The 15,879-nt window shown below is 63.4% G+C and carries 14 protein-coding genes; 1 reads left to right on the forward strand and 13 read right to left on the reverse strand.

Going from position 1 to position 15,879, the window contains the following annotated elements; translation table 11 throughout:
- Window positions 1-26: 26 nt before the first annotated feature.
- The 10 genes from trpE to PMI20_RS00165 form a co-directional block, all read right to left on the reverse strand.
- Window positions 27-1,508, reverse strand: a complete 1,482-nt coding sequence (gene trpE, locus PMI20_RS00120) for an anthranilate synthase component I (protein ID WP_284171073.1) — start codon at window positions 1,506-1,508, stop codon at window positions 27-29.
- A 70-nt stretch (window positions 1,509-1,578) separates the two neighbouring features.
- Window positions 1,579-2,397 (reverse strand): phosphoglycolate phosphatase, encoded by an 819-nt coding sequence (locus PMI20_RS00125; protein ID WP_007926157.1) that lies wholly within the window; start codon window positions 2,395-2,397, stop codon window positions 1,579-1,581.
- On the reverse strand, window positions 2,394-3,068 hold the full coding sequence (gene rpe / locus PMI20_RS00130; RefSeq protein WP_007926156.1) for a ribulose-phosphate 3-epimerase: 675 nt from the start codon (window positions 3,066-3,068) through the stop codon (window positions 2,394-2,396). The genes PMI20_RS00125 and rpe overlap by 4 nt, the downstream gene beginning before the upstream one ends.
- A gap of 79 nt (window positions 3,069-3,147) precedes the next feature.
- Entirely contained in the window at window positions 3,148-4,296 is a 1,149-nt protein-coding gene (locus tag PMI20_RS00135; RefSeq protein ID WP_007926155.1) for an iron-containing alcohol dehydrogenase, read from the reverse strand.
- Between the two features lie 132 nt (window positions 4,297-4,428).
- Entirely contained in the window at window positions 4,429-5,253 is an 825-nt protein-coding gene (locus tag PMI20_RS00140) for an ABC transporter permease (RefSeq protein WP_007926154.1), read from the reverse strand.
- Window positions 5,254-5,266: 13 nt separating this feature from the next.
- Window positions 5,267-6,514 (reverse strand): ABC transporter permease, encoded by a 1,248-nt coding sequence (locus tag PMI20_RS00145; protein WP_007926153.1) that lies wholly within the window; start codon window positions 6,512-6,514, stop codon window positions 5,267-5,269.
- Window positions 6,515-6,582: 68 nt separating this feature from the next.
- Window positions 6,583-7,626, reverse strand: coding sequence for an ABC transporter substrate-binding protein (locus PMI20_RS00150; protein WP_007926152.1), 1,044 nt, complete (start codon window positions 7,624-7,626; stop codon window positions 6,583-6,585).
- A gap of 44 nt (window positions 7,627-7,670) precedes the next feature.
- Window positions 7,671-8,795 carry an ABC transporter ATP-binding protein gene (locus PMI20_RS00155; RefSeq protein ID WP_007926151.1) on the reverse strand — a complete coding sequence of 375 codons (1,125 nt, stop codon included), beginning with the start codon at window positions 8,793-8,795 and terminating at the stop codon, window positions 7,671-7,673.
- Window positions 8,796-9,047: 252 nt separating this feature from the next.
- Window positions 9,048-9,677, reverse strand: coding sequence for a response regulator (locus tag PMI20_RS00160; protein ID WP_007926150.1), 630 nt, complete (start codon window positions 9,675-9,677; stop codon window positions 9,048-9,050).
- A 55-nt stretch (window positions 9,678-9,732) separates the two neighbouring features.
- Window positions 9,733-12,126, reverse strand: coding sequence for a PAS domain-containing sensor histidine kinase (locus tag PMI20_RS00165; RefSeq protein ID WP_007926149.1), 2,394 nt, complete (start codon window positions 12,124-12,126; stop codon window positions 9,733-9,735).
- A 74-nt stretch (window positions 12,127-12,200) separates the two neighbouring features.
- Here PMI20_RS00165 and PMI20_RS00170 point away from each other — a divergent pair, with 74 nt between their 5' ends.
- On the forward strand, window positions 12,201-13,199 hold the full coding sequence (locus tag PMI20_RS00170) for an alpha/beta hydrolase family protein (protein ID WP_007926148.1): 999 nt from the start codon (window positions 12,201-12,203) through the stop codon (window positions 13,197-13,199).
- A gap of 106 nt (window positions 13,200-13,305) precedes the next feature.
- Here PMI20_RS00170 and PMI20_RS00175 read toward each other — a convergent pair whose 3' ends face one another.
- The 3 genes from PMI20_RS00175 to PMI20_RS00185 are packed head-to-tail and all read right to left on the reverse strand — an operon-like array spanning window position 13,306 to window position 15,768.
- Window positions 13,306-14,073 carry a TerB family tellurite resistance protein gene (locus tag PMI20_RS00175; protein WP_007926146.1) on the reverse strand — a complete coding sequence of 256 codons (768 nt, stop codon included), beginning with the start codon at window positions 14,071-14,073 and terminating at the stop codon, window positions 13,306-13,308.
- 1 nt (window position 14,074) lies between these two features.
- Window positions 14,075-14,746 carry an N-acetylmuramate alpha-1-phosphate uridylyltransferase MurU gene (gene murU / locus PMI20_RS00180; RefSeq protein WP_007926144.1) on the reverse strand — a complete coding sequence of 224 codons (672 nt, stop codon included), beginning with the start codon at window positions 14,744-14,746 and terminating at the stop codon, window positions 14,075-14,077.
- A complete protein-coding gene (locus tag PMI20_RS00185; protein ID WP_007926143.1) occupies window positions 14,743-15,768 on the reverse strand; it encodes an aminoglycoside phosphotransferase family protein in 1,026 nt (341 codons plus the stop codon). Before PMI20_RS00185 ends, murU begins: the two co-directional genes overlap by 4 nt.
- Window positions 15,769-15,879: the final 111 nt, after the last annotated feature.

The raw sequence follows: 15,879 nt of genomic DNA on the forward strand, positions 1-15,879 counted from the left end.
CGTTTTTTTATGGCTCGTTGTCCGACTCAGCTATCGGGAGTCTGCTCAGCCAAGGCCACCGCGCGGAACATCGCGCGACGCTTGTTCAGGGTTTCTTCCCATTCCAGCGCAGGCACCGAGTCGGCGACGATACCGCCACCGGCCTGCACATGCAGCTCGCCGTCCTTGATCACCGCCGTACGAATGGCGATGGCGGTGTCCATGTTGCCGTTCCAGGCGAAATACCCCACCGCCCCGCCATACACACCACGCTTGACCGGCTCCAGCTCGTCGATGATTTCCATCGCGCGGATCTTCGGCGCGCCGGACAAGGTGCCCGCTGGCAGAATCGCCCGCAGCGCGTCCATCGCGGTCAGTCCGGCCTTCAACTGGCCAGTGACGTTGGAAACGATGTGCATCACGTTGGAATAACGCTCGATCACCATCTTCTCGGTGAGCTTCACCGAACCGATCTCGGAAACCCGCCCGGTGTCGTTGCGCCCCAGGTCGATCAGCATCAGGTGTTCGGCGATTTCCTTGTCATCGGACAACAGGTCCTTCTCCAGTGCCAGATCCGCCTCTTCGCTGGCGCCGCGTGGACGGGTGCCGGCGATCGGGCGAACGGTGATCAGGTTGTCTTCGACCCGCACCAGCACTTCCGGCGAACTGCCGACCACATGGAAGTCGCCGAAGTTGAAGAAGTACATGTAAGGCGTCGGATTGAAGCAACGCAGGGCGCGATACAGGTCAATCGGCGCCGCCTTGAAATCGATGGACATGCGCTGCGACGGCACCACCTGCATGCAGTCGCCCGCCAGGATGTACTCCTTGATGGTATCGACGGCACGCTCGTAGTCACCCTGGGTAAAGCTGGAGCGGAACACCGGGTCGGCCGCCTGCTGCTTGCTGAAGTCCAGGCCAGAACGCGGGGTGATGGGCTGGCGCAGCTTCTCCAGCAACGCTTGCAGGCGTGCCTGGCCTTGCTCGAAGGCATCGTCCCGGGACGGGTCGGCGAGGACGATGGCGTGCATCTTGCCGGCGAGGTTATCGAACACCACCACAGCGTCGGAGACCATCAGCAGAATGTCCGGCACACCGATCGGATCCGGGTTCGGACATTTGCCCAGGCGCCTCTCCACATAACGCACACAGTCGTAACCGAAGTAGCCGACCAGGCCACCATTGAAGCGCGGCAGGCCCGCGATGGTCGGCACCTGGTAGCGCGCCTTGAACTCTTCGACGAACGCCAGCGGATCGGCCACGTCATGGCTTTCGGTCTCGACGCCATCGACGGTGATGCTGACATGGTGGTCATGCACCCGCAGCACGGTGCGGCAGGGCAAGCCGATGATCGAATAACGGCCCCACTTCTCGCCGCCCTGCACCGACTCCAGCAGGTAGGAGTTGGGCTGGTCGGCCAGTTTCAGGTAGATCGACAGCGGCGTGTCGAAGTCGGCCAGGGTTTCGCAGGCAAGCGGGATGCGGTTGTAGCCGGCAGCGGCCAAACGCAGGAATTCTTCGCGGATCATGAGGTGCCTCGTGGCTTGAGGTTCTGACAGTCAGGTATGCAAACGCGCCGGAAGACCGGCCAGGAACAAGTCAGGCGCGCCAACGCCAGCGGGCCAGGGCCTTGATGACTTTCATCCAGAGTTTGCGAGTGACCACCACGATGGCGTTTCCAGGAGGGGATTGAACAGCGTCGGGCAACGTTATCTCAGCGGCCGGATCCAGGCAACCGGGAATTAGCTGGCGCAGATCGTCGATCACCAGGGCCGGCATTTCCTCGGCAATCGGCCGTCCGTGGTTGTAGCCATAGCTCAATGCCACGCACTTTACACCCGCGGCTTTCGCCGCCTGCACGTCGCTGCGCGAGTCACCGACGAACAGCGATTGCGAGGCAGGGATACTGGCCATTTTCATGACGAAGAACAGCGCTGCCGGGTCGGGTTTCTTCTGCGGCAGGGTATCGCCACCGATGATCCAGCGGAAATAACGGCCGATCTTCATCTGATCCAGCAAGGGCGCGACGAAACGCTCCGGCTTATTGGTGATCAGCGCCATTTCGACGCCCTGCTTGTGCAGCCATTTGAGGGTGTCGCGCACGCCAGGGTAGACCACGGTCAGTTCGTGGCCATCCTCATAGGCATTGTTGAACAGCTCCAGCCCGCGCTCAGCCTCGACATCGTCGACGCCCTGCGCCGCGATGTCGTTGGCCAGGGCCCGACGCACCAGCATCTGCACGCCGTTGCCGACCCACTCGCGCACCGCCTCGATACCGGCGGGCGGGCGCCCCAGTTTGAGCAGCATGTCGTCCACGGCCGCCGCGAGGTCGGGAACCGAATCGACCAGGGTGCCATCCAGGTCGAACATCACCAGCCGCGGCAGACGCCCCGGGAACAGCTGCTCGAAACCGCTCATGGACGGGCCAGCGCCAGTTCGGCGCGCATCTTCTCGATCACGTCCCGGTAGTTCGGCGCATTGAAGATCGCCGAGCCCGCGACGAAGGTATCGGCACCCGCGGCAGCGATTTCACGAATGTTGTGCACATTCACCCCGCCGTCGATTTCCAGGCGGATATCGCGACCGGAAGCGTCGATCAGGGCACGGGCCTCACGCAGCTTGTCGAGGGTACCCGGAATGAACTTCTGGCCGCCGAAACCCGGGTTGACGCTCATCAGTAGGACCATGTCGACCTTGTCCATGACGTACTTGAGCACGTCCAGCGGGGTGGCCGGGTTGAACACCAGGCCAGCCTTGCAGCCGCCTTCGCGAATCATCTGCAGGGAACGGTCGACGTGCAGCGTGGCTTCCGGGTGGAAGGTGATGTAAGTCGCACCGGCCTCGATGAAGTCGCCGATGATGCGATCCACCGGGCTCACCATCAGGTGGGCGTCGATCGGCGCGGTGATGCCGTACTTACGCAGGGCAGCGCAGACCATCGGACCGATGGTCAGGTTGGGCACGTAATGGTTGTCCATGACATCGAAGTGCACGATATCGGCGCCAGCGGCGAGAACATTGTCCACTTCCTCGCCCAGGCGGGCGAAATCGGCGGAGAGGATCGACGGAGCAATTGCGAAGGGCTGCATGACGCACCTTTTTGAGCAGAATCACGGTGGCGCGCATTGTATACCTCATGCTTTGGCGCGCGCACCGTGACCGCGATGATCAGTAAGCCGCGCGATAGATCTTCTCTATATCGCCCGGGCTCAGTTTGCGCGGGTTGTTGCGCATCAGACGCTCGATCCCCGCGGCCTCCACCGCCATGGACGGAATGGCCTCCTCCGGCACCCCGAAGCTGCGCAGCCCCGAGGGAATCTCCACCGCGGCGCAGAGCTGGGTCATGGCCTCGACGGCCTTGTCGGCCGCCTCGGCCGCACTCAGATGAGCGGTCTTCACCCCCATGGCCTCGGCGATATCCTGCATGCGCTCGACACAGGCCATCTTGTTCCAGGTCATGACGTACGGCAGCAGCAAGGCATTGCTGACGCCATGGGCGATGTTGAAGCGCCCGCCCAGTGGATAAGCCAGCGCGTGCACCGCGCCGACCCCGGCGTTGCCGAAGGCCATGCCGGCCATCAGGCTGGCGGTGGCCATGTCTTCGCGGGCCTGCAGGTGGGCAGGATTGGCGTACGCCTTGGGCAGCGCCTGGGCGATCAGCTTGATGGCGCCAAGGGCCAGGGAGTCGGTGATGGGCGAGGCGTTGAGCGACAGATACGACTCGATGGCATGCACCAGGGCATCGACACCGCTGGCGGCAGTCACACTGCGCGGGCAGGTCAGGGTCATCTGCGGGCTGACCAGCGCCACATCCGGCAACAGGTAATCGCTGACAATGCCCTTTTTCAGCTGCGCGACCTTGTCCGAGAGAATCGCCACATTGGTGACTTCGGAGCCAGTGCCCGCCGTGGTGGGAATGGCAATCAGCGGCGGCCCCTTGCGCGGCACCTGGTCGATCCCGAACAGGTCTTCCAGCGCCCCGTGATAACCGGCGTAGGCCGCGACGCTTTTGGCGATATCGATGGCGCTGCCGCCGCCCAGGCCGATCAGCCCGTCGTGCCCACCCTCGCGGTAAACCTGCATGCAATCTTCGACGATGGCGATTTCCGGGTCGGGCAGCACCCGGTCGAAAATCTCGTAATCCCGCCCCCCCAGTTGTGCCAGTGCCAGCTCCACGGTACCGGACTTGACCAGCGCGGCATCGGTGACGATCAGCGGGTTATCGATATCCAGGCGGCTCAGTTCGGTGGACAGTTGCTCGATCGCGGCGGAGCCGGTGAGCAGTTTGTGGGCGATTTTGAAAGAGGAAAGACTCATGGGCGCGGCCTCTTATATAGGTGGGAGCTGGCACAAGAGTAGCTGGGGATTGAGGGTTGTCTGCTATTTCAGCGATGAATGCCGGAGCAGATCGCCCCCACGGCCGGCGCGGGAGCGATCTGTCAGTGGCGATCAGACCGGAGCGGTACGCAGTTTTTCGCTGCGGCCACGCAGCCATTCCAGGGTCAGCAGCAGAATCACCGAGAATGCGATCAGCAGTGTCGCCGCGGCGGCGATGGTCGGGCTGAGGTTTTCGCGGATACCGCTGAACATCTGCCGGGGCAAGGTGGCTTGCTCGGGGCCGGCGAGGAACAGCGTGACCACCACTTCATCGAACGAGGTGGCAAAGGCGAACAGCGCGCCGCTGATCACCCCCGGCGCGATCAACGGCAGGGTCACCCGGCGGAACGCCGTCAGCGGCGAAGCGCCAAGGCTGGCCGCGGCCCGCACCAGGTTCTGGTTGAAGCCCTGCAAGGTGGCCGAGACCGTGATGATCACGAACGGCACGCCTAGTACAGCGTGGACGATGATCAGCGAGAAGAAGCTGTTGCCCATGCCCAGGGGCGCGAAGAACAGGTAGCTGGCCACGCCGATGATCACCACCGGCACCACCATCGGCGAAATCACCAGCGCCATCACCAGCGCCTTGCCGGGGAAGTCACCGCGGGTCAGGCCGATCGCCGCCAGCGTGCCGAAGACCATCGCCAGCACCGTGGCCGCCGGGGCGACGATGATGCTGTTCTTCAGGGCGCGCATCCACTCCGCCGAGCCGAAGAAGTCGTGATACCACTGCAGCGAGAAACCTTGTAGCGGGTACACCAGGAAGCTGCCCGAGTTGAACGACAGCGGAATGATCACCAGCACCGGCAGGATCAGGAACAACAGGATCACGCCGCAGAGAATCCGCAAGCTGTAGAACCAGACCCGCTCGACGGGCGACATGTAAGGGCTCAGCATTTCGATTCTCTCCTTAGCTCAGGCGCAGGCGACTGGCGCCCACCAGCCAGCTGTAAATCAGATACAGCACGATGGTCGCCAACAGCAGCAGGCCGCCCAGCGCGGTCGCCATACCCCAGTTGATGCTGGTGTTGGTGTAGAAGGCGACGAAGTAGCTGACCATCTGGTCGTTCGGGCTGCCCAGCAACGCCGGGGTGATGTAGTAGCCGATGGCGAGGATGAACACCAGCAGGCAACCGGCGCCGACGCCGGCATAGGTCTGCGGGAAATACACCCGCCAGAAGCTGGCGAACGGATGGCAACCGAGGGAAATCGCCGCACGCATATAGGTCGGCGAGATGCCTTTCATCACGCTGTAGATCGGCAGGATCATGAACGGCAGCAGAATGTGCACCATGGAGATGTAGACCCCGGTGCGGTTGAACACCAGTTCCAGCGGCTTGTCGATCACGCCCATGGCCATCAGCGCGCTGTTGATCAGGCCGCCCGATTGCAGCAGCACGATCCACGCCGCCACGCGCACCAGGATCGAAGTCCAGAACGGCAGCAGCACCAGAATCATCAGCAGGTTACTCTGGCGCGCCGGCAGGTTGGCCAGCAGGTAAGCCAGGGGATAGGCCAGCACCAGGCAGATACCGGTAATCACCAGGCCCATCCAGAAAGTCCGGGCGAAGATATCCAGGTAGATGGCCTGGTCAGGGGTCGCCGGGGCGATCTCCCCCAGGTCGTCGATCCGATGGTCGACGGCGGCCAACAGGTAGAACGGCGTCAGGTTGCTGGTGTTGCGGCGTACCGCCTGCCAGTAGGCCGGGTCGCCCCAACGCTCGTCGATGGCCTCCAGCGCTTCTTTATAGGAAGCCGGTTCCTCCTTGAACGGCAGGGCCCGGGCGGTTTTGGTCAGCAGGCTGCGATAGCCGGCCAACTCCATGTTCAGTCGCTTGGACAGATCGCCCAGGGTTTGCTGCTTGCGCGCTTCGGCCAAATCCTCGCTCAGCGCCTTGTACACCGGCTCGGCCGGCAGACCACGTCCGTCCCAACCGGCCACGGCGACCACGGTGCGCGGCATGCCTTCGACCACTTCCGGGTTACCGACGCTCTTGTACAGCAGCGCGGCGATAGGCACGAGAAACACCAGCAGCAGGAACAGCACCAGCGGCGCGATCAACGCTTGCGCTTTCCAGCGGTTGACCCGCTCGGCACGCGCCAGGCGCTGCTTGAGGCTGGGGCTGGTGACCTCGTTCAGGGGAACGCTAATGGCCATGACGAACTCCGCAAATCTTTAAACGGTAACGGCGTCACCCGCGGGTGACGCCGCCCATGCATGACGCCTTACTTGGCCGCCCACGAGTTGAAACGCTGTTCCAGTTGCTCACCGTTGTCAGCCCAGAAGCTGACGTCGATCTGCACCTGGTTGGCGATGTTTTCCGGGGTGGTCGGCATGTCTTTCAGGATGTCCTTGGCCAGCAGCGGAACCGCCTGGGTATTGGCCGGACCGTAGGCGATGTTTTCCGAGTAGGTCTTCTGCTGCTGCGGCTGCACCGAGAAGGCGATGAATTTCTTCGCCGCTTCGGCGCGGGTCTTGTCCAGGCCTTTCGGAATGGCCCAGGCGTCGAAGTCGTAGATACCGCCATTCCACACGACTTTCAGGTTGCTTTCCTTCTGTACCGCGGCGATCCGGCCGTTGTAGGCCGAACTCATGACCACGTCACCGGAAGCCAGGTACTGCGGCGGCTGGGCGCCGGCTTCCCACCACTGGATGCTCGGCTTGAGTTCATCGAGCTTCTTGAAGGCACGATCCTGGCCGTCCTTGCCGGCCAGCACCTTGTACACATCCTTGGGCGCGACGCCGTCGGCCATCAGGGCGAATTCCAGGGTGTACTTGGCGCCCTTGCGCAGGCCGCGCTTGCCCGGGAATTTCTGGGTGTCCCAGAAATCCGCCCAGCTGGTCGGCGCGGTCTTCAGCTTGTCGGCGTTATAGGCCAGGACGGTCGACCAGACGAAGAACCCCACGCCACAAGGCTGGATCGCGCCCTTGACGTAATCCTCGGGCTTGCCGAACAGCTCGGGGTCGAGCTGCTCGAACATGTCTTCGTCGCAACCGCGGGACAGCTCCGGCGACTCGACTTCCACCAGGTCCCAGGACACGCTCTTGGTGTCGACCATGGCTTTGACCTTGGCCATCTCACCGTTGTATTCGCCAGCGACGATCTTGCCGTTGCCCGCGGCTTCCCACGGGGCATAGAAGGCCTTGACCTGGGCCGCCTTGTTCGCCCCGCCAAAGGACACCACGGTCAGGTCCGGGCCCGCCGCCATCGCGTGCGATGCGCCCATCAGGCCCAATGTCAAAGCGGTGAATTTCAGGGATCTCAACATTTATTGTTCTCTCCACGTGCAGGGTTGGTGAAGCAAGGGGGCGATCAATGCGCCTCTAGAAGTGGGTCGAGCGCGCGAACGTGCTCGACCTGCCAGCCAAGCGGAACCACATCGCCCACCGCCAGCTCCGGATCGAGCTCGGCAATCGGCTGTTTCACGAAGAAGTCGGTCTTGCCACAGACTTCCAGGCGAACCCGGACGTGGTCGCCCAGATAGATGAATTCCGCCACCCTCCCTGAGAAGCGGTTGACACAACTTTCGCTGGAGCCATTGAGGCTCACACGCTCCGGACGAATCGACAGGGTCACCGGCTCGCCGGTCTTGCCGACATTGACCGCCAGCGCCTCGACCTTCTCGCCGCGTCCCAGCTCGACCACGCAGCGGTCACCGCTGTGGCTGTGCAGGCGGCCGTTGAGGCGGTTGTTCTCGCCGATGAAGTTGGCGACAAAGGTGTTCTTCGGCTCTTCGTAAAGGGTCCGAGGCGGGGCGATCTGCTGGATCTCGCCCTGGTGGAACACCGCGACCCGGTCGGACATGGTCAGGGCTTCGCCCTGGTCGTGGGTCACGTAGACCACGGTCACGCCGAGGCGTTGGTGCAGGTGCTTGATTTCCATCTGCATGTGTTCGCGCAGCTGTTTGTCCAGCGCGCCGAGAGGTTCGTCCATCAGCACCAGCTGCGGCTCGAACACCAGCGCCCGGGCCAGGGCCACCCGCTGCTGCTGGCCACCGGACAGCTGCGCCGGATAACGCTGGGCGAAGGACTCGAGCTGGACCATGCTCAGCACGCGTTTGACCCGCTCGCTGATATCGGTCTTGCTCAGGCCGCGCACCGACAGCGGGAACGCCAGGTTCTCGGCCACGGTCATGTGCGGGAACAACGCATAGTTCTGGAACACCATACCGATATCGCGCTTGTGCGGCGGCACGTTGTTGATCGCCCGCCCGGCCAGCTGGATCTCCCCGGCGGTCGGGGTCTCGAAGCCAGCCAGCATCATCAGGCTGGTGGTCTTGCCGGAGCCGGATGGCCCGAGCAGGGTAAGGAACTCGCCTTTGCGAATGTCCAGGTTGAGGTCTTTGACGATCAGGTTTTCGCCGTCGTAGCTCTTTTGCACACCACGGAAACTGACCAGTACATCACTCGTCCCAGCGCTTGAATCGACCTCGCTCATACCCACACCTTTTGTTTTTTGACGGCTGTGGACTAAGCCTAGTGGAGGCCACAAGCCGCGCAAATCGGGGGGTATGAGAGATTGGCCTCAGCCGGATGGAAGGTTCCTTGTAGGAATCCCCCTACAAGGATGGCGCGATTGGACAAGTCCCGGCACAAGCCCGGCGAGGATCATGGCCATAAGCCGGTTTTCGTGTCGCAAATAGGTACGTGTAGCCGCTGCCGCAGGCTGCGGCAGCGGCTACAGATCCATTCAGAGCAGCTTGTGCTCCATCGCGTACTTCACCAGCTCGGCCAGGGAGGTGATGTTGAGCTTCTGCATCAGCCGCGCCTTGTGGGTACTGATGGTCTTGCTGCTCAAGGCCAGCTGTTGGGCGATATCGTTGACGTTGGCACCCTGGGCCAGCCGTTCGAACACGGAAAACTCGCGCTCCGACAGCAGGGAATGCAGGGGCCGGGTGTCCGTCAGGCCCACTTCGAAGACCATCCGGTCGGCCAGCTCCGGGTCGATATAACGCCCGCCCGCCGCCACCTTGCGGATCGCCGTCAGCAGCAGCGCCGGGTCGCTGTCCTTGGTGGCATAACCGGCCGCCCCCACCTTCAGCGCCCGGGCCGCCATCTGCGCCTCGTCATGCATCGACAGCACCAGGATCGCCGGCGGATTGTTCAGCGCGCGGATCCGCGGGATCGCCTCCAGGCCGTTGACGCCAGGCATGGAAATATCCAACAGCACCACCTCACAAGGCACATGGCGCAGGGTTTCCAATAGCTGCTCGCCATTGCTCGCCTCCCCCACCACCGTCAGGTCCTTGGCCAGGCCGATCAACTGCTTGATGCCTTCGCGAACGATGGTGTGGTCTTCGGCTACCAGTACACGGATCACAGCTCGTACCTCTTCTGATTGGTAATGATCTCTGCAGCAGTGAATCTGCTCGCGCCTACAGGTCCAGCGGCACAGTCACGCTCAGGGTGGTGCCTTCGCCCAGCTGACTGTCCAGGGTCAGGCTACCGCCCATGATCAGCACCCGCTCGCGCATGCCCACCAGGCCGAAGGACGTCGGCCGCCCGGTCTCGACCACGAAACCCTGCCCATCGTCGCTGATGGTCATGCACAGCTGGTCGTGTTCGAGGCTCAGGGTCAGTTCGACAGTATGCGCCTGTGCATGGCGCATCACGTTGGTCAGCGCCTCCTGGAGGATGCGGAACAGACCGATGGCCTTGGCGTCGCTGAGCACCGGCAGATTGTCGGGCACCTGCACCAGGCAAGGAATCTGCGTGCGCGCCTCGAAACGCCGCGCCTGCCACTCGATGGCCGACGCGATCCCGGCATCGAGAATCGGCGGGCGCAAGGCCGTGGCCACATCGCGCACCAACTGGAACAACTGGGCGATCAGGCGCTTCATGCTGTTCAGGCGTTCGTGCAGCCCCGGATCGAGCTGCGCGTAGGCCAGCTCGCACATCGAGGTCTCCAGCTTGAGCACCGTGAGCATCTGCCCCAACTCGTCGTGCACCTCCCGGGCGATGCGGGCCTTTTCCTCTTCGCGCACGCTTTCCAGGTGCGCCGACAGCTCGCGCAGTTGTTCGCGCGAACTGGCCAGCTCCAGTTCGATGCGCTTGCTTTCGCTGATGTCCCAGACGATGCCGTCCCAGACATAGGCGCCGTCCTCAAGCTGGCGAGTGATGGCCTTGATTTCCGCCCAGCGCTGTTCGCCCTGGCGGGTCAGGATCCGCCCCTGCCAGGACCAGTCGCTGTCGGTGTCCAGGGCATGGTCCTGGGTCTGGTGATAACTGGCCCGGTCCTCAGGATGCACCAGGCTGCGCAGCCCTATGTCGCGGTGGCTGAGGGTCGCCGGGGAATAACCCACCAGGCTCTCGCTGCCTTCGCTGATGTAGGCGAAATCGATCTGCCCGGTCACCGGTGCCCGTTCCAGGCGGAACACCAGCCCCGGCACATTGGCGGCGATCCCCTGCAATCGCGCCTCGCTTTCCTGCAGGGCGGCCAGGGCGCGACGACGCTCGGTGACGTCTGTGAGATAAACCACCAGGTACTCGCCATCGCGAAAACGCAGAAAGCTCAGCGACACATCGGCCGGCAGAATGCTGCCGTCGGCGCGGACACACTGGGTCTCGAAGCTGGGCGGCGCGTCCTCGCTGGCCCGGGCGCGCTTCCACAGGCCAAGCCAGCGGTCCATGTGCAGGTTGGGTTCGAAGTCGCTCAACGGCCGGTCGACCACCGCCCCCGGCGCATAGCCCAGCATGCTTTCGGCCGCGCGATTGGCGTAACGCACATGGCTGTCCCAGTTGACCCAGAGAATGCCCACCGTGCTCTGGTCGATGGAAAACTGGGTCAGGCGCAAGGCTTCTTCACTGGCCTCGCGCCGGGCCAGGTCCTCGCGGGTGGTCAGCAGCCGCTGCTCGAGCGTCTGTTGCTGGCGGCGCTGCCAGATAACGATGGCCATGCTCGCCAACAGCAGCACGGCCAGCAGCAGGCTGAGGTTCTGCCAGAAACCGCGGGACTCGCTCAACCGCGGATACTTGGGCTGCAGCCAGCGATTATGCAACTGCTCCAGGTCCTTGGCGGCGATACCGTGCAAGGCGCGCTGCACGATGTCCGCCAGCTCGGGCCAATCGCGCCGGGTCGCCACCCGCAACAGTTGCGGCAGGCCGATATCGCCCACCACCGCCAGGCCGGCGAACTCCGGCTCCGCCGACAAACGACTGAGCTGCGCTTCATCGATCACTGCATAACGCGCCTGCTGGCTGAGCAGCAATTGCAGGGCCTGGCGCTCCAGGGGCACGCCCTGCAGATTGAGGTTGGAATAGGTCGCCCGCAGGTAGTCCGCCACCGCACTGGGCATGCGCACCGCCACGCGGGTCTGGCTGTCGAGCTTTTCCAGCTCCACCGCGCCAGCGCCCTTCTGCTCGCCGACCACCAGTTGCGGCACGCGCATATAGGGGTCGGAAAACTGCCAGAGCCGCAGACCGGCCGGGGTCTGGCTCAGGCCCGGGGCCATATCCACTTCACCGGCACGCACCGCCGCCTCCAGTTGCGCCTGATCGGCAAAGTTGCGCCAGCTCAGCTCGACCTTCATCGCCTGGGCCAGCCACTGCATCAGTTCGATATTGGCGCCGGACAAGCGTTGCAGCCGTCGGTCGTACTGGGCATAGGGAGCCTGGAGCACCACGCCGACCCGCAATTCCCGGTGCTGCTCCAGCCACTGCTGTTGTGCGGGGCTCCACTGCGCCTGGGCGATATGTGGCGCAGGCACCGCCCGGGCCATCAAGGGAAGGCAGATACAGCCGATAACCAACAGGCAGCGAAAACGCATCATCTGAAGTCTCACACACTGACAAATACTGACCAACCCATTAGGCTGCCGGGATTACTTCTGGCCTGGAATAACCGATGTCCCTTGTCCACCGCACGGCACTGCCCGCATTGTGCCTGTCGCTGATCCTGCCTTGTGCCTTTTCGGTCGAGGCCGCCGATCCGCAAGCCGCCCCGGCAGAACAGCCTGCCGCGGAAAAACCGGCCGAACGCCAGCCGCTCCTTGAGCGTAGCCAGGAAGATGCAGCGGCCCTCGAACGAGTCCTGCCATCCAGCGAACAACAGTCACTGCAAGCCGACAGCGAGAGCTTTCTGGCCCTGTGGAAACCCGCCAACACCAGCGACCCCAAAGGCGCGGTGATTATCATCCCTGGCGCTGGCGAAACCGCTGACTGGCCTCAGGCAATCGGCCCTTTGCGCAACAGATTGCCGGATGCCGACTGGAGCAGCCTGAGCCTGACCTTGCCCGACCTGCAAAGCGATGCGGCGCAACCCCGCATCGTCGAGGCCGAACCTGCGCCCGCGACCGCCGACACTAGCAGCAAAGATGCCGCCACGGCAGCGCCCAAACCGATCGAACAGGCCGCCGGTGGCGAAGCCGAGATTGCCGATCGCGCGGTGGTGGAGAGTAGCGAAGAACAGGCCAAGGCCGACGCCGAGCGGATTTTTGCCCGTATCGACGCCGCGGTGACCTACGCCCAGCAGCAGAACGCCCGCAGCATTGTGTTGCTGGGCCATGGCAGCGGCGCCTACTGGGCCACGCGCTACCTGAGCGAAAAACAGCCGCCGGAGATTCAAAAGCTGGTGCTGGTGGCTGCCCAGACCCCGTCCATCGGCAAACCCGGACTGGCGGAACTGACGCCGACCCTGAAGCTGGCGACCGCCGATTTTTTCTACAAGGACAACGCGCAGGCTCGCAAGAACGCCCTGGAACGCCTGCAGGCGAGCAAGCGTCAGAAGAACGCCAACTTCACCCAGGTCTCGCTCAACGCCCTGCCGGGCAACAGCACGGCTGAAAACGAGCAACTGTTCAGACGCGTACGCGGCTGGCTGAGCCCGCAACCCGCGCAAGACTGAATCCCGCCGTGCCCGGTCCCGCTCCTGTTTTTGGCAAGGTGCGGGGCCGGGCGTGGGGCATTTCCCTCTAGCGAATATCTCTAACGCATCCCTCTAACGAGCCTCTCTAACGAAAATCCCGACGCTCGCGGATCAGTGCGTAAGCGCTGTGCAGCTCGCGGGTTTTCTCCGTGGCTTCACGCACCTGCAAGGGGCTTGCGCCGCTGCCGGCAATCTTGTCCGGGTGATGGCGACTGAGCAGGCGCCGGTAGGCGCGCTTGATCTGCGAAGGCTCGCTGGTCGCCGAGACACCCAGCAGGCGCAACGCGTCCTGATAAGTGCCACTGCTGTTGGCCAACGGCTTTTTGCTCGGCTCGTAGTCCGCCGCCAACGCCTGCACCTGCTGCACAGTCCAGCCCAGCCACTTGCCCCAGAGCTGGATCAGCTCGCGCTCGGAGGGGCCGGCCCGGCCATCGGCCCAGACCATCCGCCAGCAAGCGCGCAACACACCCTCGGCGGCATGAGGCTGCGTCGCCAGGCGTCGCAGGTAGCCCCGTAGCCGATCGTTACCCGACTTGCCCCGATTGAACGCGGCAATGGCCCGGCGCTGCGCGGCTTCGCTCATATCCAGCGAGCGCATTTCCAGACGCGCCTGCTGGATATGCCCATCGACCACCCGGCCATCGCTTTTCGCCAGCCGCCCCAAGAGCACGAACAGCAGTTCATCGTTGCGCAACGCCGGTCGACCGCCCAGCCGCTCACGCACCTGGGCCCAGCTATGCAATTGCAAACGCCGGTCCAGCGCCTGTCCCAGCAACGCTCCCAGCATGGCCCCCGGGATACTGGCTATGGCAAAGCCAGCCCCGGCTCCGATCAGAGTCCCTGGCCACAACATATCAACGACTCGCTTCTAACAAGGTTTCGACTTCCGCCAGACGCTCATGGGTGCCGACATCGACCCAGTGTCCCTGCAAACGCTCGCCACTGACCTGTCCATCGGCCATGGCCTTGCGCAACAGGGGCGCCAGCTTGAACGCACCTGGTGTGCAGCCCTGGAACAGGTCCGGGTGCAACACCGCGATGCCGCTGTAGGTCAGGGTCTTCGCGCCCGGCTCGGCGTCCCGCACCCGGGCATCGCTGAGGATGAAATCCCCGGCGGTGTGGTGAGCCGGGTTGTCCACCAGCACCAGGTGCGCCAACGCATCCAGCGGACGGTTCAACGAGCGGAAATCGTAATCGGTCCAGACATCGCCATTGACCACCACAAAGGGTTCGTCGCCCAGCAATGGCAAGGCGCGGAAAATACCGCCGCCGGTTTCCAGCGGCTCGCCCTCCGGCGAATAGCGGATGCTCAAGCCGAAGCGCGAGCCATCGCCCAGATGATCTTCGATCTGCTGCCCCAGCCAGGCATGGTTGATGACGATTTCGGTAAAGCCCGCCCGGGCCAGTGCCCGCAGGTGGTACTCGATCAGCGGCACACCGGCGGCGCGGATCAATGGCTTGGGCGTGGTCAGGGTCAAGGGGCGCATCCGTTCGCCCTTGCCCGCGGCCAGAATCATTGCCTTCATACACAGGCTCCGACCGGTTGACGCAGGCTGGCCAACAGTTCGCCCAACTCCGCCAGCTCCGGCCGACGGGCCAGGACGGCCTCTATATAAGCGAAGAAACGCGGCACGTCGCCCAGGTAGCGGGGCTTGCCGTCGCGGTGGCAGATCCGCGCGAAGATCCCGATCACCTTGAGATGGCGCTGTACGCCCATCAGGTCGCTGGCGCGCAGGAAATCCTCGAAATCGGGTTGTACCGCGATCCCGAGCCGGGACGCTTGCTGCCAGTAGTCTTCCAGCCAGCCGCGCACCCGCGCTTCGGGCCAGCTGAGAAAAGCATCCTTGAACAGGCAGGTGACGTCATAGGTCACCGGGCCATAGACCGCGTCCTGGAAATCCAGCACGCCCGGATTGGGTTCGCTGAGCATCAGGTTGCGCGGCATATAGTCACGATGCACCAGCACCTTGGGCTGGGCCAGGGCGCTTTCGATCAGCAGCTCGCTGACCCGCTGCCATTGGCCGCGCTGGCGCTCATTCAGCTCGACGCCCAGCTCGCGCCCCACGTACCACTCGGGGAACAGTTCCAGCTCACGGCGCAGCAAAGCGACGTCATAACTGGGCAACGGCGCATCCATCGGCAACTGCTGGAAAGCCAGCAAGGTTTGCAGCGCATCCTTGAACAGAGCGTCGGCATTTTCGCCGTCGATCACGTCCAGATAGGTTTTGTTGCCCAGGTCATTGAGCAAAAGAAAGCCGCGCGGCAAATCTTCTGCATAAATTTTCGGCACATTGGTTGCGGATTTTGCCAACAGATGGGCGATATCCACGAAGGGTTTGCAGTTTTCCTGGGGCGGTGGAGCATCCATCACAACAAAGCTGCGGCCTTCGCCTTCCCAGCGGAAATACCGCCGAAAACTCGCGTCGCTGCTGGCCGCGGTCAATGTGGCCGGGGGCACGGGGCCCCAACCGTTGGAGGCATAAACAATCGACAACTGTTCATCGAGCCAAACTTTCAGGTGTTGCAAGCGTACATCTTGGTCAGGCATTGCAAGGGTCTCCGACGGCGCTAGCCGTCAAGCGGGTCATGCTTTATTATCCAGCATCTTTTTCAGACCATCGAGAGGCGTGCGGCCCACACCGCGGGCAGATGGCACGCA

It is taken from the genome of Pseudomonas sp. GM17, from assembly GCF_000282175.2.
Taxonomy (GTDB): Bacteria; Pseudomonadota; Gammaproteobacteria; order Pseudomonadales; family Pseudomonadaceae; genus Aquipseudomonas; species Aquipseudomonas chlororaphis.